This window comes from Caenimonas aquaedulcis (genome assembly GCF_015831345.1).
In the GTDB taxonomy this organism is placed as follows: Bacteria; Pseudomonadota; Gammaproteobacteria; order Burkholderiales; family Burkholderiaceae_C; genus Ramlibacter; species Ramlibacter aquaedulcis.
This window is the reverse complement of record NZ_JADWYS010000001.1, coordinates 2,827,368-2,847,740: the sequence shown is the minus strand read 5'-3', so window position 1 is coordinate 2,847,740 and position 20,373 is coordinate 2,827,368. Positions and strand designations below refer to the sequence as shown.

Annotated in this window: 17 protein-coding genes; all 17 read left to right on the top strand. The window is 71.2% G+C overall.

The genetic code is table 11. From position 1 onward, the window contains the following. Window positions 1–12 precede the first annotated feature (12 nt). Entirely contained in the window at window positions 13–1,569 is a 1,557-nt protein-coding gene (locus tag I5803_RS13665; RefSeq protein ID WP_196986894.1) for a hypothetical protein, read from the top strand. Window positions 1,570–1,769: 200 nt separating this feature from the next. Further along, window positions 1,770–2,741, top strand: a complete 972-nt coding sequence (fcl, locus tag I5803_RS13660) for a GDP-L-fucose synthase (RefSeq protein WP_196986893.1) — start codon at window positions 1,770–1,772, stop codon at window positions 2,739–2,741. A 1-nt stretch (window position 2,742) separates the two neighbouring features. Beyond that, complete coding sequence (locus tag I5803_RS13655) at window positions 2,743–3,702, top strand: UDP-glucuronic acid decarboxylase family protein (protein ID WP_196986892.1); 960 nt, start codon at window positions 2,743–2,745, stop codon at window positions 3,700–3,702. A gap of 4 nt (window positions 3,703–3,706) precedes the next feature. Then, complete coding sequence (gene asnB / locus I5803_RS13650; RefSeq protein WP_196986891.1) at window positions 3,707–6,748, top strand: asparagine synthase (glutamine-hydrolyzing); 3,042 nt, start codon at window positions 3,707–3,709, stop codon at window positions 6,746–6,748. After that, window positions 6,741–7,592, top strand: coding sequence for an ABC transporter permease (locus tag I5803_RS13645; protein WP_196986890.1), 852 nt, complete (start codon window positions 6,741–6,743; stop codon window positions 7,590–7,592). The genes asnB (I5803_RS13650) and I5803_RS13645 overlap by 8 nt, the downstream gene beginning before the upstream one ends. Continuing rightward, the gene (locus I5803_RS13640) at window positions 7,592–8,902 is read left to right on the top strand and encodes an ABC transporter ATP-binding protein (protein WP_196986889.1); all 1,311 of its coding nucleotides are present in this window, start codon (window positions 7,592–7,594) and stop codon (window positions 8,900–8,902) included. The genes I5803_RS13645 and I5803_RS13640 overlap by 1 nt, the downstream gene beginning before the upstream one ends. Beyond that, window positions 8,899–9,789, top strand: a complete 891-nt coding sequence (locus I5803_RS13635; protein WP_196986888.1) for a class I SAM-dependent methyltransferase — start codon at window positions 8,899–8,901, stop codon at window positions 9,787–9,789. The genes I5803_RS13640 and I5803_RS13635 overlap by 4 nt, the downstream gene beginning before the upstream one ends. 12 nt (window positions 9,790–9,801) lie before the next feature. Next, window positions 9,802–11,151 carry a glycosyltransferase family 4 protein gene (locus I5803_RS13630; protein ID WP_196986887.1) on the top strand — a complete coding sequence of 450 codons (1,350 nt, stop codon included), beginning with the start codon at window positions 9,802–9,804 and terminating at the stop codon, window positions 11,149–11,151. Window positions 11,152–11,171: 20 nt separating this feature from the next. Continuing rightward, window positions 11,172–12,179 (top strand): STELLO glycosyltransferase family protein, encoded by a 1,008-nt coding sequence (locus I5803_RS13625; RefSeq protein WP_196986886.1) that lies wholly within the window; start codon window positions 11,172–11,174, stop codon window positions 12,177–12,179. Next, window positions 12,176–12,925 (top strand): class I SAM-dependent methyltransferase, encoded by a 750-nt coding sequence (locus I5803_RS13620; protein WP_196986885.1) that lies wholly within the window; start codon window positions 12,176–12,178, stop codon window positions 12,923–12,925. Before I5803_RS13625 ends, I5803_RS13620 begins: the two co-directional genes overlap by 4 nt. A gap of 2 nt (window positions 12,926–12,927) precedes the next feature. After that, window positions 12,928–13,857 (top strand): glycosyltransferase family 2 protein, encoded by a 930-nt coding sequence (locus I5803_RS13615; protein WP_196986884.1) that lies wholly within the window; start codon window positions 12,928–12,930, stop codon window positions 13,855–13,857. A 17-nt stretch (window positions 13,858–13,874) separates the two neighbouring features. Then, on the top strand, window positions 13,875–14,915 hold the full coding sequence (locus tag I5803_RS13610) for a galactosyltransferase-related protein (RefSeq protein ID WP_196986883.1): 1,041 nt from the start codon (window positions 13,875–13,877) through the stop codon (window positions 14,913–14,915). Further along, the gene (asnB, locus tag I5803_RS13605) at window positions 14,915–16,672 is read left to right on the top strand and encodes an asparagine synthase (glutamine-hydrolyzing) (protein ID WP_196986882.1); all 1,758 of its coding nucleotides are present in this window, start codon (window positions 14,915–14,917) and stop codon (window positions 16,670–16,672) included. The genes I5803_RS13610 and asnB (I5803_RS13605) overlap by 1 nt, the downstream gene beginning before the upstream one ends. After that, window positions 16,669–17,655 carry a glycosyltransferase family 2 protein gene (locus I5803_RS13600; protein WP_196986881.1) on the top strand — a complete coding sequence of 329 codons (987 nt, stop codon included), beginning with the start codon at window positions 16,669–16,671 and terminating at the stop codon, window positions 17,653–17,655. Before asnB (I5803_RS13605) ends, I5803_RS13600 begins: the two co-directional genes overlap by 4 nt. After that, entirely contained in the window at window positions 17,652–18,536 is an 885-nt protein-coding gene (locus I5803_RS13595; RefSeq protein WP_196986880.1) for an FkbM family methyltransferase, read from the top strand. Before I5803_RS13600 ends, I5803_RS13595 begins: the two co-directional genes overlap by 4 nt. Then, entirely contained in the window at window positions 18,533–19,438 is a 906-nt protein-coding gene (locus tag I5803_RS13590) for a glycosyltransferase family 8 protein (RefSeq protein WP_196986879.1), read from the top strand. The genes I5803_RS13595 and I5803_RS13590 overlap by 4 nt, the downstream gene beginning before the upstream one ends. Next, window positions 19,435–20,373, top strand: a complete 939-nt coding sequence (locus tag I5803_RS13585) for a glycosyltransferase family 2 protein (RefSeq protein WP_196986878.1) — start codon at window positions 19,435–19,437, stop codon at window positions 20,371–20,373. Before I5803_RS13590 ends, I5803_RS13585 begins: the two co-directional genes overlap by 4 nt.

Genomic DNA, 20,373 nt, shown 5'->3' with positions numbered 1-20,373 from the left:
AACAAATCTACCATGAGCATACCCGCCGACACCCTCGGGGCGGACCTGATCTGGTGGCGTTCGGAGCGCGGATGGGCCACGACCGTGACTTTGTTCTGGGGCGCGGTCCAGCCTTTCGACGACCGCGTCCATCTCGAGGCGCGGCTCTTCGATGCGTCGGGCAGCCTCGCCGCGAGCTGGCGCATGGACCTGGCGGCCGACCGTCCCGTCCTGATCGACAGCGGCGAGCCCGGACCGTGGCGCGGCGCCGGCGACGGCATCCTTGCGCTATACGCCTGCACCGAAGGCCCGCCGAGCGAGCCCGCGCGGCGCCACTTCCACCGCCTCTATCCGCTCGTGGACTGGCGCGGCCCGGGCGGCGAAATGGCGCACCTGCACTCCGACCAGGTCATCCAGCGCGGGCGTCACCTGACGCAGCGCATCACCGAAGTGGTCATCGCCGAGACGGCCGACGAGCACAACGCGCTGGTCATCCTCAACGGCGAAGAGGCGCAGGCCGCGGGCGCACTCGAAATTTCCGTGCGCAGCGCGAGCGGCGACATTCGCACCGTGCGGCATGCGCGCGCCATGGCGCCTTTCAGCGTCAACCGTATCGGCCTGCGCGAAGCCATGCCCGACCTTGCGCGCTTGTGCGACGGCGGGCCCGCCACGGTCAGCGCACGCTTCGCATCCCGCGGACTGTTCACGCGTCCCTACGTCGAGACCACCGGGGCCCGCTACGGGGCCTATCACGCCGGCGATGTCTACGAGTGGGCCGCGCTGCCCCACTTCGTGCATGCGCTCATCGGCGGGGAGGTCGACCCGGCGGCGGTCATCCACGACGCGACCACGCGCACCTTCGTGAACCTGCTCCATTCGCACGGCGACTTCGAGGCCGACGTGCCGGTGGACGCGCGGCTCTACGACCTGCAGGGCCGCTGCGTGGCCGAGCGGGCCGGCTGGCTCATCGCCTCGCGGCACGGCCTGGCCCGGGCGGACGTCGCCGGGCTCCTGCCCGATCCTTCCCGGCACTTCCGCGGCCACATCGCGCTGTCCTTTTCCGCCGGGTCGAAGCAGGCCGTGCCGCGCAGGCTGCAGGCGCTCGTCGAATACCGGAGCGCGGCCAGCGTCGCGCACGTCATGACCTGGAGCGACGAGTGGAATTCCGTGGTGCGTCTCGCGCGCCGCGACCGGATGGCGCATCCCGTCGCCATCGAATCGTGGTGCCGCGTGCTGCAGCGGCCCGGTGTCTCGACCGAGGTCGCCATCACCCACGCGGGTCATCCCGGTTACGCGCGGGCCGCGCGGGTTCAACTGAGGCTTCTGGATGCGCGCTCGGAGGTGACGCGCGTCGACTTCGAGCTCGAGGCCTTCGCCACGCGATTCGCGCGCGTGGACGAACTGTTCCCGCAAGCGGCGGCACGCCTGGCGCCCACCGGCCTGGGCGTGCTGGTCGCCTCGAGCGCCAGCGACCTCGCCAACATGGCCTTCACGCGCCGGTCGCCTGGCGGCAGCCTTGCCGCCGAACATTTCATGCCGCTGCTGGCCCGTGCGGGCGACGGCCGATGGGTGGCTGCGGCCGGACGGTGAGACGCCGCAGCGCAGGGGCGGCGCGCTTGTGCGCAGGACTTCACGGAAGAGGCCCGCCCAGAGGGCGCGCGCCTTGCCGAACCGCGCGGCGTCGGTCATGATGTGGGCTCTCCGGCGGTTCCTGCGGTGACCGCCAACTCTGTTCAACATCGGACTGCGGCCCCAGCGACCTGCGCCCACGCGCGCATCGCCGCCCCAACATGACGGCTTCACCCAAAATCTTCGTCGCCGGCCACCGTGGCATGGTGGGCAGCGCCATCGTGCGTGCCCTCGGCGCGCAAGGCGCGTCCACGCTCGTGCTGCGTTCGCGCGCCGAACTCGACCTCACCGACCAGCGCGCGGTGCAGGGATTCTTCGAGCGCGAGCGGCCCGAACAGGTGTACCTGGCGGCCGCCCGCGTGGGCGGCATCCACGCCAACAACACCTACCCGGCGGAGTTCATCTACAGCAACCTCATGGTGCAGGCCAACGTGATCCACGCCGCCTACCTCACCGGCGTGCGCAAGCTCCTGTTCCTCGGCTCCAGCTGCATCTATCCGCGGCTCGCACCGCAGCCGATGAACGAGGACGCCCTGCTCACCGGCCCGCTGGAGCCCACGAACGAGCCGTATGCCGTGGCCAAGATCGCCGGCATCAAGATGTGCGAGAGCTACAACCGGCAATACGGCACGGACTATCGCAGCGTGATGCCCACCAACCTCTACGGCCCCGGCGACAACTACCACCCGGAGAACAGCCACGTCGTGCCCGCGATGATGCGGCGCTTCCACGAAGCGAAGCGCGCGGGCGCCCCGAGCGTCGCGGTATGGGGCACGGGCACGCCGCGGCGCGAATTCCTCTACGTGGACGACATGGCCCTCGCCAGCGTGCACGTGATGAACCTCTCCACCTCCGACTGGCAGGCGAACACCCGGCCCATGCAGGGCCTGCTGAACGTGGGCTTCGGCAGCGACGTGAGCATCGCGGAACTCGCGCACGCCGTCGCACGCACCGTCGGCTACGAGGGCCGGATCACCTTCGACACGAGCCGTCCCGACGGCTCGCCCCGCAAATTGATCGACTCGTCGCGGCTGCTCGCCCTGGGCTGGAAGCCGCGCACGCCGCTGGAAGAGGGCCTCGCCCTGGCCTACGCGGATTTCCGCGCCCACGCCGAAGCGGCGCCCGCCGCCTGATATGCGCATCTACAACCCCCACAAGCGCATCCTGGTCACTGGCGGCGCGGGCTTCCTGGGCTCGCACCTGATCGACCGCCTGCTCGCGGACGGCAACGAGGTGGTGTGCGCGGACAACCTGTTCACCGGCAACAAGCGCAACATCGCGCACCTGCACGGCAACCCCGCCTTCGAGTTCATGCGGCACGACGTCACCTTCCCGCTCTACCTCGAAGTCGACCAGATCTACAACCTCGCGTGCCCGGCGAGCCCGATCCACTACCAGCACGACCCGGTGCAGACCACCAAGACGAGCGTGCATGGGGCGATCAACATGCTGGGGCTGGCCAAGCGCCTGCGCTGCCGGATCTTCCAGGCGTCCACCAGCGAGGTCTACGGCGACCCGAGCGTGCATCCGCAGAAAGAGGACTACTGGGGCAACGTCAATCCGATCGGCATGCGCTCCTGCTACGACGAGGGCAAGCGCTGCGCCGAAACGCTGTTCTTCGACTACCACCGCCAGCACGCGCTGGACATCAAGGTGGCGCGCATCTTCAACACCTACGGGCCGCGCATGCACCCGAACGACGGGCGCGTCGTGTCCAACTTCATCGTGCAGGCCTTGCGCAACGAGCCCATCACGATCTTCGGCGACGGCTCGCAGACCCGGTCGTTCTGCTACGTCGACGACCTCATCGACGCCTTCGTCCGTTTCATGGCGACGCCGGCGGACTTTCCCGGCCCGGTGAACCTCGGCAACCCGCACGAATTCACCATCCTGCAGCTCGCGACCCGCGTGATCGAGCTCACCGGTTCGCGCTCGGCCATCGTGCGCCGTCCGCTGCCGAGCGACGACCCGATGCAGCGCCAGCCCGACATCTCGCTCGCGCGCGAGCGCATCGGGTGGTCCCCGCGGGTGCAGCTCGACGAGGGACTGGGCAAGACGATCGCGTATTTCGACGAACTGCTCAAGGCGGGCTGACGGCATGTGCGGTGTCGCGGCGGCCTTCGCCTATTCCGGGTCCGCGGACCCCGTCGATCGCGCGGAACTGCGGGCCGTGCGCGACCACATGGCGGCGCGCGGACCGGACGGCACCGGCGAGTGGTTTTCGGCGGACGGGCGCGTGGGCCTGGGGCACCGGCGCCTGTCCATCATCGACCTCACCGAAGGCGGTGCGCAGCCGATGCGCAGCGCCGACGGCTCGCTCACGATCAGCTTCAACGGCGAGATCTACAACTACCGCGAACTGCGCGCCGAACTGCTGGCCGCCGGCCGCACGTTCAGGAGCGACTCCGACACGGAGGTGCTGCTCGAGCTCTATGCGCTTCACGGCACGCGCATGCTGGAGAAGTTGCGCGGCATGTTCGCCTTCGCGTTGTGGGACGGCCGCCGGCGCGCGATGCTGCTCGCGCGCGACGCCTTCGGCATCAAGCCCCTGTACTACGCCGACGACGGCCGCACGTTGAGGGCCGCTTCGCAGGTGAAGGCGCTGCTGCAGGCGGACGTCGACCGGCGCCCCGAGCCCGCGGGCCACGCCGGGTACTTCCTCTGGGGCAGCGTCCCCGCGCCGTGGACGCTCTACCGCGGCATCCGCTGCCTGCAGCCGGGCCACTTCATGTGGGCGGGCGAAAACGGCGTGCAGCCGCCGCAGCCCTATTGCCTGGTCGCGGACATCCTGCGCGACGCGTCGGCCCATCCCGCCACAGGGACCGAAGAGGACGCACGCGACGCCATCGCCGCCGCCTTGCGCGACAGCGTGCGCGCGCACCTCGTCTCGGATGTGCCGGTGGGCATCTTCCTGTCCGCGGGCCTGGACTCCTCGATGCTCGCGTCCCTCGCCACGGCTGCGGGCGCATCTCCCCGCACCCTCACACTGGCCTTCGCGGAATACGCCGGAAGCGCCCATGACGAAGCGCCGATGGCCCGCGACATTGCCGGTCAGCTGGGCGCCCGCCACACCGAGGTGAGCGTGGAGCGCCAGGACTTCCAGGCCGAGCGCGAGCGCCTGCTGGCCGCCATGGACCAGCCCTCGATCGACGGCGTCAACACCTGGTTCGTCGCGCGCGCGGCCGCCTCGCAAGGGATGAAGGTGGCGCTCTCCGGGCTGGGCGGCGATGAACTGCTCGGCTCCTACCCGAGCTTTCGCCAAACCCCGCTGCTCGCCCGCCTCGCCGCACCGTTTGCGCGCGTGCCGGCGTTCGGACGATTCGTCCGCACCTTGTCCGACCCGCTGGTGCGCCGCCTCACCTCGCCCAAGTACGCGGGGCTCCTCGAATACGGCGGGACGCTCGGCGGCGCCTACCTGCTGCGCCGCGGCCTGTTCATGCCCTGGGAGTTGCCGCAGGTGATGGACCCCGACATGGCACGCGATGGCTGGCGGGACCTGCAGCAGCTCGCCCGGCTGGACGGCGACGCCGCGCAGTTCCATGGCGCGGGGCGCAGCCGCCTGGCGGTGAGCGCGCTCGAGATGTCCTGGTACATGCGCCACCAGCTCCTGTGCGACGCCGACTGGGCCGGCATGGCGCACTCCCTCGAGATCCGCGTGCCCTTCGTCGACGTCGAGCTGCTGCGCGCGGCCGCGCCCTGGATCGCGGCGCACCCGCAGGTGAGCAAGCGGCAGGTCGCGCAATCCGCGGCGCCCGGGCTCTCGCGCGACGTGCTGCAACGCCCGAAAACCGGCTTCCTGGTGCCGGTGCGCGAGTGGCTCGGCGCGCCGGGCCACGCGGCACGCGGGCTGCGCGGCTGGGCGCGCTACACGTACGGGGCGAGCGCGCGGCCCGCGCGCGCGGCCGGCTGCGGACGCTCCGCGCGGGTGCCGCGCGTGCTGGTGTCGACCATCGCGCCGGGCCCCGGCGGCGTGAGCGCGATGACGAGTTTCGTCATCCGCCACCTCGCCGCACGAGGGCTCGAGCCCGTGCTGGCGCACTACGCGCCCTACAGCGTCGTGCCCCAGCTCTCCGTGCCGTCCTTCCGCCTGCTGCAGCGCCGCGCCGGCGGCCGCCGGGGCATCGCGTACGACGCGCGCGAAAGCCATGCGATCGGCGCCTGGCTGCCGGAACTCGAATTCACGCACTACGCCGCGAACAGCTACTGGCGCCAGGTGATGGACAGCTGCGATGCCTTCGTCGCCGTGTCGGGCAACGCGCTCGCCGCGACGCCGTTCTGGCGCACGGGCCGCCCGTACCTCGCGTGGGTGGCGACGGACTGGCAGGGCGACCGCGAAGACCGCGTGCGGCACTTCCCGCTCTTGCGCAGGCTGCTGGACACCTGCGTCAACGCCCCGGTGATCCGCCGCCTGGAGAAGAAGCTGCTCGCCGGCGGAAGCGTGCTGTCGCTCAGCCAGCACACGGCACGCGTTCTTGGCGGCCTGGCGGGGCCGCAGTTCCGCACGTCGATCCTGCCCGTGCCGATCCGCAGCGACCTGTTCGTGCCCCGGCCGGATGCCGTGGTGCCCGGCCGCCTGGGTTTCGCGGGACGCTTTCGCGACCCGCGCAAGAACATCGGCCTCCTGCTGCAGACCATCGCCCGCCTGCGCGCGCAGGGCCATGAGGCCACAGGGCTGCTCATGGGCGACGCGCCGGATGCCCGCATCCTTCGCGACGTGCAGGCGCTGGGATTGGACGGTCACGTGCGCTTCCTGCCGGACCTGTCGCACGACCAGATGCGCGAGCAGCTGCAGACGCTGGACATCTTCGTCGTGCCCTCGCACCAGGAAGGCCTGTGCATCGCGGCGCTCGAAGCCATGGCCTGCGGTGTGCCGGTCGTGTCCACGCGTTGCGGCGGGCCGGAAGAATTCGTGATCCCGGGGGAAACGGGATGCCTGGCCGACGCCTCGCCCCAGGCGATGGCGGAGGCGGCCGGCGCCCTCCTCGCCGACCGCGCGCTGCGCGGCCGCATGGGGCTCGCCGCACGCCGGCTCGTGGAAAGCCGCTACGCCACCGCCGCGGTGGACGCGGACTTCGCGCATGCATTCGGGTCGGTGTTTCCCGGCCTGTCCACCGAAGAGGCCGCGGTCCCCCATGTCTGAACCCCGCGCCAACGCCTACTTCGACCACGAACACGTGACGGTGATCGAGCCGCCCCGCGGCTGGCACATGCTCGACTGGCGCGAGCTCTGGGCCTACCGCGAGCTGCTGTGGGTGCTGGCGACGCGCGACATCAAGGTGCGCTACAAGCAGACGGTGCTGGGCGCGGCCTGGGCCGTGATCCGTCCGTTCACGACGATGCTCATCTTCAGCGTCGTCTTCGGCGCGCTCGCGCGGATTCCCTCGGACGGGCTGCCCTACCCCATCTTCGTCTTCGCCGGGCTCCTGCCCTGGACCTTCTTCGCCGGCGCGATCAGCGCGTCAGGCGGCTCGCTGGTGGGCTCCGCACACCTGGTGAGCAAGGTCTACTTCCCGCGCCTGATCATCCCGCTCGCGTCCGTGGGCGCGGGGCTGGCGGACCTGCTCGTGTCCATCGGCATCCTGCTGCTCATGATGGTCTGGTACGGCGTGCCGTGGACGTGGCAGCTGCTCGCGGCGCCGCTGCTGCTCGCCGCGCTCGTCTTCACCGCGCTCGGCGTCGGCACGCTGCTGTCCGCGCTGACGGTCGCCTATCGCGACTTCACGCACCTCACGCCCTTTCTCGTGCAGATCTGGCTATACGTGACGCCGGTGATCTTCCCGGTCTCCATCGTTCCCCCGCGCTGGCAGTGGCTGCTCTACCTCAACCCGATGAGCGGGCTGGTGGAGGGATTCCGCGCGGCGTTCCTCGGCAGGCCGTTCGACCTGCTGGGCCTGTCCATTTCGTTCGCGACGGCGATCGCGGTCTTCGCGCTCGGCGTGAGCTACTTCGAGAAGGTCGAACGCAGGTTCGCCGACATCATCTGATGAGCCCCTACGCCATCCAGGTCAGCGACCTCTGGAAAGAGTACACGGTCGGCGCGCAGCGCCAGCCGCCTTCCACCTTCTACGAACTGCTGTCGCGCGCGCTGCGCTCGCCCGCACGCCGGAGCGCGGCGCGCGACGCCGGCGAGGACGGGCAGGCTTCGCGCTTCTGGGCGCTGCGCGGGCTGGATTTCGAGATCGCGCCGGGCGAGGTGTTCGGCGTGGTCGGCCGCAACGGCGCGGGCAAGAGCACGCTGCTCAAGATGCTGAGCCGCATCACGGCGCCCACGCGCGGGCGCATCACGGTGCGCGGGCGCATCGCGAGCCTGCTCGAGGTGGGCACCGGCTTCCATCCCGAACTCACGGGGCGCGAGAACATCTTCCTGAACGCCACCATCCTGGGCATGACGCGCCGCGAGATCGACCGCAAGCTCGACGCCATCGTCGCGTTCGCGGGCGTGGAGAAATTCCTGGATACGCCCGTCAAGCGCTATTCCAGCGGAATGTACGTGCGCCTCGCGTTCGCCGTCGCGGCGCACGTGGAGGCCGACATCATGCTCGTGGACGAAGTGCTCGCCGTGGGCGACGCGGACTTCCAGAAGCGTTGCCTCGGCCTCATGGGCGACGTCGCGCGCGGCGGGCGCACCGTCGTTTTCGTCTCCCACAACCTCACCGCGCTGCGCAACCTGTGCACCACCGGCCTGCTGCTGGAGCGCGGGCAGCTCGCGGGCATGGGTCCCATCGGCGCCGTGCTGGACCAGTATGCCGGCCATGCCGCGTCCACCTACCAGGTGAGCGTCAAGCCCGGCGCCGCGTCCGCGCGCGAGCCGCACGTGACGCGCGTGGCCGTGGTCCCGGCGAGCGGGCCCGACGCGGGCCCCATCTCCGGCATCGCGGGAATGTCGATCGAAGTCGACGCCACGCTCGTCGGCGAAGACAACATCGACGTGTTCCTGCACTGCTACAACGACCAGCAGGTGATGGTGTTCAGCAGCGGCAGCTTCTTCGAGGACCGCATCGACGGCGGACCTGCGAGCGCGGGCACCTACACCTTCACCTGCGAAGTGCCGGGCCACCTGCTCAACGACGGCCTCTATACGCTGGACGTGCTGCTGGTGCGCGACCGCCAGGAGGTGGTGACCACCGAGCACTCCATCATCTCCTTCACCGTGGCGGACGACTTTCCCCGCGCGCCGGGCTGGCACTGGCGGCCCGCGGGCACGGTGCGCCCGCGCCTCGCGTGGCGCCGCGAGGCGCTGCACCTCGACGCCATCGACAGCGCCGCGATGCCCCTGGAAGGAGAAGCGCCGTGAAGGACGAGTACCTCTACGTGGACGAGAACCTGCAGGCGACGCTCGGCGACGCCGCGCGCACGCTGCTCGAGCAGCACAACGACGCCCGCTACATCGAGGACGGCAAGGGCATCGTGAAGGTGCCGCTCGAGCGCTGGCAGCTTGCGCAGCGCTACGAGCGCAGGACGTGGATGGAGGATGCGGCGCATGCCACCGACGACCGCAACGACGAGCACGCCGCTTCCTTCGACCACTATGCCGCCATCGCGGGGCGCGCGTTCGACCGCGCCATCGAGCTGGGCTGCGGCCCCTTCACCAACCTGCGCGTGCTGGCGAGGCACATGTCCATCGGCCGCTGCGTCCTGCTGGATCCGCTCATCGCGAGCTACCCCGCGCACCGGCATTGCACCTACCGGCACGGCCGCGTGAAGGTGGCACCCAGCGGCCTCGAGCGCTCGCTCGGCACTTCGCTGCCGGGCCGGGCGCTGCGGCGGCTCGTGCGCACCGTGCGGCCGGCCTGGCTGGAGCAGGGGATCCCGGTCGAGCGGAAGCTCGCATTCCCGATCGAGGAGATGCCCGCCTGCGGTGCCTTCGACCTGGTGGTGATGATCAATGTCCTGGAGCACTGCTTCGATGCGCCGCGCATCTTCGAAGCCCTGCTGCGGATCTCGAAGCCCGGCGCCGCGTTCGTGTTCCACGACCGGCTCTACGACACGGGCGAAGTCGAAAGCGAGAGCCGGCACCGCTTCGACGCCGGGCATCCGCTGCGCATCGGCACGCCCGTCATCATGGATTTCCTCGCCCGCCACTTCGATGCGCTGCACCAGCGCGTCGCGGACGTGGCCGACCATGCGCACGGCATCGACCTGAGCGGGCGCGGCATCTACTTCATCGGCGTGCGCCGCTGACCCGGACGCCGCATGCCCCGCCTGTTGGTGCTGAGCCAGACCCACAACCACTGGGGAGGCATCGAAGCCTGGATGTCCGAGGTGCTGCCCTTCCTGCAGGAAGGGGGCTGGGACATCCACTACGGCCTCGCCCTCGGCCGGCGCCACAACGACCCCGAGCAGTTCGTCGCCCACCATCCATACATGCGCCAGGTGCACCTGATGGACGGACGCGCGGCCACCCCTTCCGCGCGGCAGGCCGCCGTGGGCCGGCTGGTGCGGCAGGTCGCGCCCGACGCGGTCATGCCGCTGGCGATCGGGGATGCGCTGCCCGCGCTCGTAGCGGAACGCGCGCGAGGCGGCAAGGCGCGCCTGCTCTGCGCCGTGCACTCGCTGCACACGGGGACCTTGGCCGACCTCGTCGGCTACCGGCACGTGATCGACACCGTCGTCGTGGTGAGCGGCCTGCAGCACCGGTGGCTGGCCGCGTCGCAGGCATTCGCCCCCGAGCGCGTGCGGTGGGTGCGCAACGGGGTGCCGGTTGCGGCCCATCCGCGCGCGCCCCGCGCCGGGCCCCTGCGCGTGGGATACGTCGGCCGCATCGAAAACAGCATCAAGCGATCCGGCGACGTCGCGGCCGTCCTGCGCGCGTGCGTGCGCGAGGGGACACCCATCGCGATGACGGTGGCAGGCGATGGTCCCGACCGCGCCGCGACGGAAGCGGCGGTGCGCGCCATCGAACCGCGGCCGCCCACGCGCTTCCTCGGGTTCCAGGAGCGCGCCGTGCTGTATCGCGAGGTGTATCCGCAACTCGATGCGCTGGTGCTCGCCTCGGTCACCGAGGGCAGCCCGCTCGCCCTGATCGAGGCCATGCAGAACGGGGTCGTGCCGGTGGTCAGCGAATATTTCGGTTTTGCCGCCGAAGGCCTGCTGCGGCCGGGGCACAACTGCCTGAGCTTTCCGGTAGGCGACGTGGCGCTGGCCGCGTCGCACCTGGATCGCCTCTCGCGCGACCCGGCGCTGCTTGCCGGCCTCTCCGCACGCGCGCGCGAATCGGTGGCAGGGCGCTACGACCGCTCCACGATGCTGCAGGGTTGGCGGGATGCGTTCGCCGCCCTGTCCACCCTTCCGCCCCTCGCGCCGGCCGCCGTGCCGCCGCGCGTGGCCTACGGCCGCCTCGACCGCTGGGGCGTACCCGCGGCCCTCGCGAACTGGTTGCGGCGCCACGGCGGCGCGCCGCAAGGCGCGGCGGACGGGTTCGACGAGTGGCCCGGCAGCGTGTACGGCGATGGCGGCCTGCCCGTCTCCATCGACAATTCGCTGCGCGCAATCGAAGCAGAATGTGCCGGCCGCCTCGCCGGCAACGACCGGGCATTCGCCTGAACAGGAACAGGAACATCGCGATGGGTTTCACCGTCATCACCACCATCCAGGGGCCCTGCCCCTCCGTGCAGGACATGGTCGGCCGCGGTCTCGCGCACGGCCACGGGACCATCGTCGTGGGCGACCGCAAGACGCCCCGGGCCGACTGGCCGCAGGGGGTCGAATTCCTCGGCATCGACGCGCAGCGCCAGATGGCGTTCGGCATCGCGGCGCAGCTGCCGGAGAACCACTACGCGCGCAAGAACCTCGGCTACCTGCAGGCCATGGCACGCAAGGCCGACTTCGTCTTCGACACCGACGACGACAACGCGCCGCTGGCCACGTGGGCGCCGCGCCAGGCCGCACTCCAGGCGCGCCATTGCGCGCAGGCCGGCTGGGTCAATGCGTACCGCTGGTTCACCGGCGCGCATGTGTGGCCCCGCGGCCTGCCGCTCGACCATGCGGGCGCGAACCTGCCCGTGCCGCCCCTCGCGCCGGCACGCGCCGTCACGGCGCCGATCCAGCAGGGCCTGGCCAACGGCTCGCCCGACGTGGACGCGGTGTGGCGCCTCGTGATGGACCGGGAAATCACTTTCGACGACGCGCCGAGCGTCAGCCTCGCCCCCGGCACGTGGTGCCCGTTCAACAGCCAGAGCACCTGGTGGTTCCCGCAGGCCTTCCCCCTCATGTACCTGCCGAGCTTCGTGAGCTTCCGCATGACGGACATCTGGCGCAGCTTCGTGGCGCAGCGTTGCCTGTGGGCCCTCGGCCACGAACTGGTGTTCCACGGCCCCGAGATGTTCCAGGACAGGAACCCGCACAACCTCATGCGCGACTTCGAGCAGGAGGTGCCCGGCTACCTGGGCAACGAGCGGTTCCGCCAGGTGCTGGAAGCGCTGGAGTTGCCGCCCGGCCCGGAACAGACGGGAGGCAATCTCCTTCGCTGCTACGAAGCGCTGGTGAAGGCGGACCTCGTGCCGCAGCGGGAGCTGCCCCTGGTCGAAAGCTGGATCGCCGACGTGGCGGCCGCGACGGGCGCCGGGCCATGAGCGCAGTCCTGCAGGAGATCGAGCGTACCGGCCGCACCGTGCTGCCGGACGGCCGGCACGCGCCCGTGCATTCCGGCGTGGACAGCCGCAGCGGCGACGTGCTGCGCCGCGCGGTGGAAAAGGCGCGGCCCCGCCTGGGCTGCGAAGTCGGGCTCGCCTACGGCATCAGTTCGCTGCACATCCTGGAGGCGATGAAGGACCACGGCGACGGCGAACTCATCGGCATGGACCCGGCGCAGCACGATGCGACCTGGCAGGGCGGCGGGCTGCACAACATCGAGCGCGCCGGCTTCGGCGCGCGCTACCGCCTCCACGAGGAATCTTCGCAATCGCTGCTGCCGCGGCTGGCCGCGCAGGGCACGCGCATCCAGTTCGCCTTCATCGACGGCTGGCACACCTTCGACCACACCCTGGTCGACTTCTTCTACCTCGACCGGATGATGGACGTGGGAGGGGTGATGGTGCTGGACGACGTCGGCTACCCCGGCCTGCAGCGCCTCGCGCACTTCATCGTCACCAACCGCGCCTACACGTTCCTGGAGGGCGCGCCGCGCGCGGTGCCGACGGGCTGGCGGCAGACCGCCAAGGCCCTCGCCCGCAAGACGCTCCATCGCGCGGTGCGGGATGCCTTCACGCCGTCCGCTGCCTCTCGCGCGCTGCAGGCGCCCATCGACGCCTGCCAGCTCGTGGCCCTGCAGAAGCGGGGCAACGACGAGCGCCGCTTCGACCACTTCGTTGCGTTCTGACCGTGGCCTCCGCTCCCCTCGTCACCATCATCGTGCCCAGCTACAACCAGGGCCGGTTCATCCGCGAGACCCTCGCTTCCTGCCTCGCGCAGGACTACCGCCCGCTGGAAGTGCTGGTGCTGGACGGCGGCTCGAAGGACGAGACCGTCGACGTGCTGCGCGGCTTCGACGCCCCCGAGCTGCAGTGGTGGAGCGAGCCGGATCGCGGCGTGGTGGATGCGGTGAACAAGGGCCTCGACCGGGCGCGCGGCGACATCCTCACCATCCAGAGTTCGGACGACGTGTTCCTGCCCGGCGCGGTGACGGCCGCCGTGCAGGCGTTGCAGTCGCACCCCGGCTGCGGCCTCGTGTATGGCGACGTCGAACTGATCGATGCGCAGTCGCGCCAGATCGGTGTCGACGAGCAGGGGCCGTTCGACTTCGCGCATTACCTCGGCCGGCTGCAATACATCCCGCAGCCCGGCGCCTTCTTCACGCGCGAGGCCATGCAGGCCACGGGCCGGTGGCGGCCCGAAGTGAGCTACGCCGCGGATGCGGATTACTGGCTGCGCATCGCGCTGGGTTTTCCCGTGGCCAAGATCGACCGCCGCCTTGCGCGCTACCGGTACCACGACGAGCAGCGCGACACGCAGCGCGAGCGCATCGCACGCGACTGGCAGCGTGCCGCGCAGGACCTGCTGGACGGCGGCCGGCTCGACGCGCGCCAGCGCCGCTTCGCACGCATGGGCATGCACCTGGCGCGCCACCGCTACGCCGCGCCGCACGCGTGGGGGCTGCGCACGCGCGCGCTCTACGCCGCGCTCCTCGCAAACCCCGCCGCGCTGGCCGACCCGCGCTTTCCGCGGCGCGACCTCCTTCCCGGGCGCGATCCCCTCTGGGCGCTGCTCTCGCGCGTGAAGCGGCGCCTGGGTTTCAAGCCGAGGATGCGGTGACGGGCGGTCCGGCCGGCATGCGCTCCACCCTCGGCGTCTGGCTGCGGGACGTGCCGCGCTACGTCCCGCGCCTGTGGTTCCCCGGTGGCGACTACCTTGCGATCCGCAACCGCGGCGAGCGGCTAGAAGCCGGGCCGGGCGGGCGGGGCTACCGCTGCCTGTGGCAATGGACGTCGGACCTGCATGCGCCCCAGCACCTGCCCGCGCTGGGGCGAGCGCTGATGCGCCGTGCGCTGGCCGACCACCCGATCGGTCGCGCGCCGGCCCCGGCGACTCGCGCGGGCAGCCCCGAGGTGTCCTTCCTCATCGGCCACCGCGGCCTGTCGCGCCTTCCCGCGCTGCTCGCCACGCTGGAAACCATCGCCGGCCAGCAGGACGCGGCCGTCGAATGCTGGGTGGTGGAGCAGGACACGCAGCCCTCCCTGCCCGGGCGCCTGCCCGCGTGGGTGCACTACCTGCACACGCCTCCACCCGACCCTGCGATGCCTTACGCGCGTTCGTGGGCCTTCAATGCAGCGGCCGCGCACGCGCGCGGCCGCGTGCTGGTGCTGCACGACAACGACCTGCTGGTGCCGCGCGACTACGCGCACCACGCGTCGGCGATCGCCGGCGCCGGCTACGAGGTCGTGAACCTCAAGCGCTTCATCTTCTACCTCGGCGAGGAACACTCGCGTTCGCTCGCGGCATCGCCGCACGGCCTGTTCGCCGCCGCGCCGGTCTCGATCATGCAGAACGCCGAGGGCGGCGGCAGCATCGCGATCACGCGCGAGGCGTTCGACGCCATCGGCGGCATGGACGAATCGTTCGTGGGCTGGGGCGGGGAGGACAACGAATTCTGGGAGCGCGCCTCGACGCGGCGCGTGTGGCGCCACGGGTTCCTTCCGCTCGTGCACCTCTGGCACGCCGCGCAGGCGCACAAGCAGAACGCGGACAATCCCACCATGCAGCGCTACGCCACGCTCTCGGCCCTGGCACCGCAGGAGCGCATCGAACGCCTGCGCCGCGTGGCGCGCGGCAGTTCGCCGGGCCCGGCGCGCGAAGCAGGCGGGGACGCCTGATGTGCGGCATCGCCGGCTGGATGACGGCCCATGCGCATGCGCGCCCGCTGAGTCAGGCGGTCGCGATGGCCGACCTCATGCGGCACCGTGGCCCGGACGACAGCGGCAGCTTCGAGGACACCTCGCACGGCGTCGCGTTCGCGCACCGGCGCCTGAGCATCATCGACCTCGCGCCGACCAGCCACCAGCCCATGATGGACGCGGCGACGGGCATCGTGCTCGCGTACAACGGCGAGCTCTACAACTTCAGGGAACTGCGGCGCGAACTGCAGGCGCGCGGCCACCGTTTCGCGTCGAGCGGTGACACCGAGGTGGTGCTGCGCGCTTTCATCGAGTGGGGCGCCGCGTGCCTCGAACGCTTCTGCGGCATGTTCGCGCTCGCGCTCTGGGATCCTCGCACGCGCACCGTTCACCTGGCACGCGATGCCACGGGCATGAAGCCGCTGTACTACCTCGCGCGTCCCGACGGCCTGGTGTTCGCCTCGGAGGTGAAGGCCTTCCGGGCCCTCCCGGACTTCCGGGCCGAGGCCGATCGCGCGGGGCTCGCGCAGTACATGGAGTTCGGCTACGTGTTCGAGACCGGACGCACGATCCTGGACGGCGTCGCCAAGCTGGAGCCGGGCCAGCGCATGGAGCTTCGCGAGGGACGCATCGCCGCGCACGTGCGCTGGTTCACGCCGCCGGCGCCCGATGCCGCGGATACCCGCGACGAGGCCGAACGCATCGAAGAACTCGCGCAGGCGATGCGCCGCGTGGTCGGCGAACACCTGGTCGCGGACGTGCCGCTCGGGCTGCTGCTGTCCGGCGGCCTCGACTCCAGCGTGGTCGCCGCGCTCGCGCGGCGCGAAGGCCCGCTGCTCACCATCAGCATGGGTTTCGACCGGTCGGGCATCGACGAGCGGCCGAACGCGCGCGAAGTCGCCGGATTCATCGGCTCGCGCCACCTCGAGGTGCTGGTCACCGCCGACGAGGTCCGGCGCGAGGCGATGCAGGGCGCCTGGGTGTTCGACGACCTCTTTGCCGACTGGGGCACCGTCACCACGCGCCTGCTGTACCGGCGCTGCCGCGAGCAGGGCATCAAGGTCGTATTGGTGGGCGAAGGCGCGGACGAGCTGTTCGGCGGCTACGACATCTTCAGGGGCCCCGCGCGCCTGGGTCCCTGGGGGCAGTTCCGCCTCTACCAGAAGTACGCGGGGCGGCGGCACGGCAGCCTCTTCGGCGCCTTCCGCGGGGTGTTCGCCGAGTACCTCGCGGCCGCGGGCGGGGACGCCTTCCATGCGATCCGCCTGTTCGAATCGTGCCGCCAACTGCCCAATCAGTACGTGATGAAAGTGGACAAGGCCAGCATGGCCGAGAGCGTGGAGGCCCGCGCGCCCTACCTGGATCGGCGCGTCGCCGAGCTCGCATGGCGCACGCCCCTCGAGTGGCTGCTGCGCGGCGGCGAGAACAAGTACCTGCTGCGTGCCATGGCGCGCCGCGAGGGCCTGCTGCCGGCGGCGGCCAGCGCACGCCCCAAATTCGGCGCGCCGCTGGCGGCCGAATGGATGGACAGCGACCCCGGCTTTCGCGCTTTCGCGCGCGAGCAGGTGCTGGGCGGCGGATGGAGCCGCCGCTTGGGCCTGGGAGGCGCGATGGCCCACTACTTCGACAAGGGAAGGACGGGCTATGCCTTCCCGCATCCGCTGTCCATCCTGCGCAATGTCGCGTGGCGCGTGCTGCTGCTCGAGCTGTGGTCGCGGCACTACCTCGAGGCATGAGCATGCACCCCCAGCCCGATCTCGTCAGCACCATCATCCCGGTCTTCAACCGGCCCGCGATGCTGCGCGAGGCGGTGGCCAGCGTGATCGCCCAGACCTGGCGGCCGATCGAGATCATCATCGTGGACGACGGCTCGACCGACGGCACGCCCGAAGCGGCGCGGCAACTGCAGGAAGAGCACCCGTCCATCGTGCGCGTCGAAAGCCAGCGCAACGCGGGGCCCGGCGCCGCGCGCGAACTCGGCCGCACCCTGGCGCGGGGCGAGTTCGTGCAGTTCCTCGACAGCGACGACCTCCTGCTGCCGGACAAGTTCGCGATCCAGGTGCAGGGCCTGCGCGCCGATCCGCGCGCCGATATTTCCTACGGCAGGACGCGCACCGAAGAACAGGGCGTGATGCAGCCCGATCCGGCGCAGCGCACCGGCGAGGTGTTCCGCACGCTCTTTCCCGCGTTGCTGCGCGAGCCGCTCTGGCCCACGCTCACGCCCCTGTATCGCGCGGGCGCGCTGCAGCGCATCGGGCCCTGGCCGCGGCTCAGGCAGCTCGAAGACTGGGTCTACGACGCGCAGGCCGGTGTGCTCGGACTCGAGCTGCATCACTGCGGCGACGCGTGGATCGCCGTGACGCGCAATCACGCAGGGCCCCGCCTGTGCTCCATCTGGCAGAGCGACCCTTCGGCGATGCGCGAGCGCGCGCTCGCCTACGAGCGCGTAGCGGCCCTCGCAGGCAGCGCGGGCATCGATGCGCGGGAACCGGAGATGCAGCGTTTCGCGCGCAGCCTGTTCTGGATGGCCAGGACGGTCGGCGCGCAGGGGCTGCACGCCGAAGCGGAGCGCCTCCTGCGGCTGGCCCTGTCGATCGACACGGACGGGCGCCGCGACCTGCGCGCGTTCAGCGCCGCCACGCGCGTGCTGGGATGGCCCGCGACCGCGCGGCTGGCGCGCTGGATCGAGGCGCTGCGCGCCGGGGAAGCAGCGCGATGACGATGCACGGACTCGCCTCTCGCCTCCTGCAGGCGTACGCCACCGTCACGCCCACCGGCCGGGGGGCCTACCGGCTGCTGCGCGCGGCGCGGCGCCTCTATCCGCGCGAGGCGAGGAAGGGACGCTTCGCGCTGCCCCGCGGCGCCCGCATGGAGCTCGACCTGGACGCCTACCCCGACTGCACGATGGCGTTCGGCCTGTACGAGGTCGAGACGGCGCGCGCCGTCCGCGCCCTGCTTCGCCCGGGCGACGTGTTCGTGGACGCGGGCGCCAACGTCGGCTATTTCTCGCTGCTCGCCGCGCAATGCGTGGGCGACCGGGGCCGCGTGCACGCCTTCGAGCCCTTTCCCCCGAACCGCGAACGCCTGCGCGGCAACGTGGAGGCCAACGGCTACGGCCGCATCGTCCACATCCACGGCCAGGCGCTGTCCGACGCCGGCGGGGAGATCGAACTGCATCAATACACCGCGGGCGCGGCCAACCACGGGCAGGTCACCGCGTTCCCGCAGCCGGGGCAGGGCGCGAAGTCGGTCAGGGTGGAGACGACCGCCCTGGACAGCGCGCTGCCCGGCCTTCTTCCGCGCGTCGTCAAGCTGGATGTGGAAGGCTCCGAAATGCTCGCGCTGCGCGGCATGGCCGAGACCATCCGCCGCAGCGCCTGCGCGGTCATCGTGGAGATGAACCCGGACACCTTCCGCAGCGCGGGCACGAGCGCGATGGAGATCGCCGACTTCCTGCGCGGGCTGGTTCCGGGCTACGAGTGCCAGGCCCTGCGATGGCCGGTTCGCCGCATGCAGCCGACGGCGGCGGCACTCGCTGCGCTGGGGGAAGTCAACCTGCTGTTCGCGCTGCCGCAGCCCCCGCGAGGCGCCACGACATGACGGCCGTCGCGCTCTTCGCCGACCACAACGTGATCGCGCCCACGCATGTCGCCGTGGCATCGCTGCTGGCGAACTGGCGGGGCCCCGAGATTCTCGAGGTGCACCTGTTCCACGCAGGCTGGACAACGGCGGACGTCGGACGCCTTCATGAAACCGCCGCCATGAATCCCGCGCCGGCGCGCCTGCATGCGCGCCCGCTCGACCTGGCCCGGTTCGACACCTGGACGGCGCTCTACGGCACGCGCATGCCGTACGGCCGCCTGCTGCTGGCGCAGCTGCTGCCCTCGCACGACTGCGTGCTGTACATGGACGTGGACGTGATCGTGGAGATGGACATCCGCCAGCTGATCTGCGCGTGCACGCCCGGCATTCCGGTGAGCGCCCTTCCCGGCTGGGATTTCGGCCATTCGCACGACGCCGCGCTCACGGGCCGGCTGTCGGTGCGCCCCGACGAGCCCTACTTCCATTCGGGCCTGTTGCTGCTGGACCTGGCGTGGTGCCGCCGCGAAGGAATCACCGGCCGGTTCCTCGAATTCGGCGACCGCTACCGCACGGAGTTGAACTCGCACGACCAGACGGTGATCAACTTCGTGCTGCGCGGCCGCATCGCCCCCATGCCCACGGACCTCACCACCCACCTCTATCCCACGACGGCCGCGACGGACCGCCGCGAAGGCGTGGTGCACTCGTTCTGCGGTTCGCCCAAGCCCTTCGATCCCGCCGGGAACCTGCTGAACAACAACCACGCTTATTTCAGCCAGTGGCTGCAGCGCACGGCGCTCGCCGGGTGGTCTCCCAATTCGCTGCGTGAACTCGCGCGCGCGAAGAACCTGCGCCTCCTGCGGCCCGTGGCCGGCACCCTGCTGAAGCGCCTGGCCACGCTGGGACGCGGCGCCGCATGACGAACCCGCAAGCCATGCCCGAGGTCTCCGTCGTCATGGGTGTGTACAACGGCGCCGCACGCCTGCAGGCCACGCTCGACAGCGTGCTCTCGCAAGAGGGCGTGGACTTCGAATTCGTGGTGGTGGACGACGGCTCCACCGACGCGACCGGCGCGATGCTGGAGCGGCAGGCGGGCCGCGACTCCCGCCTGCGCGTCGTGCACCAGGCCAATGCCGGCCTGACGCGCGCGCTCGCCGCCGGCTGCGCGCAGGCTGCCGGGCGCTACATCGCGCGCCAGGATTGCGGCGACGTGTCGCTGCCCGGCCGACTTGCGCGGCAATGCGCCCTGCTGGACGCGCGGCCCGACGCTGCGATGGTCGCCGGCGCCGTACGCTACGTCGCTCCCGCGGGCGAGCCGCTGTACACGCTCCGGCGCCCGGGCGATCGGCTGCACGAAGGCCTGGCCGCACTATCCGTCCAACGCATCGAGGGGCCGCCGCACCACGGCGCCACCATGTTCCGCCGGGAACTCTACGAACGCGTGGGCGGCTATCGCGCGCCCTTTGCCGTCGCGCAGGACCTCGACCTGTGGCTGCGGTTCGCGGAACACGGCCGCTGCGTCGGCGAAGAGGACGTGGCGTACGAGGCCCACCTCTCGCCCGACAGCATCAGCGCGCGCCGCCGCCAGGACCAGCTGCAACTGGCGGACCTGGCGATCCGCTGCGCCCTCGCACGGCGCGCGGGCCTGGGGGACGCCGCGCTGCTCGCCGCCGCACCCGCGCTCGCGCCGCGCTCGAGCGGACCCGTGCGCGGCCTCGAGCGCGCGCGGTTCTACTATTTCGTCGGCTCCTGCCTGCGCCAGACCGACGCGGCCTCGGCCCGCCGCTACTTCCGCCGGGCCCTGCGCGCGTATCCGCTGCACCTCCTGGCGTGGGCACGCGCCATCACGGGCTGA

Bases quoted from the DNA above. Each gene is read 5' to 3' on its own strand.
- I5803_RS13590 (WP_196986879.1), top strand. From the start codon at position 18,533: ATGACGGCCGTCGCGCTCTTCGCCGACCACAACGTGATCGCGCCCACG.
- I5803_RS13595 (WP_196986880.1), top strand. From the start codon at position 17,652: ATGACGATGCACGGACTCGCCTCTCGCCTCCTGCAGGCGTACGCCACC.
- I5803_RS13640 (WP_196986889.1), top strand. From the start codon at position 7,592: ATGAGCCCCTACGCCATCCAGGTCAGCGACCTCTGGAAAGAGTACACG.
- I5803_RS13610 (WP_196986883.1), top strand. From the start codon at position 13,875: ATGCGCTCCACCCTCGGCGTCTGGCTGCGGGACGTGCCGCGCTACGTC.
- I5803_RS13655 (WP_196986892.1), top strand. From the start codon at position 2,743: ATGCGCATCTACAACCCCCACAAGCGCATCCTGGTCACTGGCGGCGCG.
- I5803_RS13665 (WP_196986894.1), top strand. From the start codon at position 13: ATGAGCATACCCGCCGACACCCTCGGGGCGGACCTGATCTGGTGGCGT.
- I5803_RS13645 (WP_196986890.1), top strand. From the start codon at position 6,741: ATGTCTGAACCCCGCGCCAACGCCTACTTCGACCACGAACACGTGACG.
- I5803_RS13630 (WP_196986887.1), top strand. From the start codon at position 9,802: ATGCCCCGCCTGTTGGTGCTGAGCCAGACCCACAACCACTGGGGAGGC.
- fcl (WP_196986893.1), top strand. From the start codon at position 1,770: ATGACGGCTTCACCCAAAATCTTCGTCGCCGGCCACCGTGGCATGGTG.
- I5803_RS13600 (WP_196986881.1), top strand. From the start codon at position 16,669: ATGAGCATGCACCCCCAGCCCGATCTCGTCAGCACCATCATCCCGGTC.
- I5803_RS13585 (WP_196986878.1), top strand. From the start codon at position 19,435: ATGACGAACCCGCAAGCCATGCCCGAGGTCTCCGTCGTCATGGGTGTG.
- I5803_RS13625 (WP_196986886.1), top strand. From the start codon at position 11,172: ATGGGTTTCACCGTCATCACCACCATCCAGGGGCCCTGCCCCTCCGTG.
- asnB (WP_196986882.1), top strand. From the start codon at position 14,915: ATGTGCGGCATCGCCGGCTGGATGACGGCCCATGCGCATGCGCGCCCG.
- I5803_RS13620 (WP_196986885.1), top strand. From the start codon at position 12,176: ATGAGCGCAGTCCTGCAGGAGATCGAGCGTACCGGCCGCACCGTGCTG.
- asnB (WP_196986891.1), top strand. From the start codon at position 3,707: ATGTGCGGTGTCGCGGCGGCCTTCGCCTATTCCGGGTCCGCGGACCCC.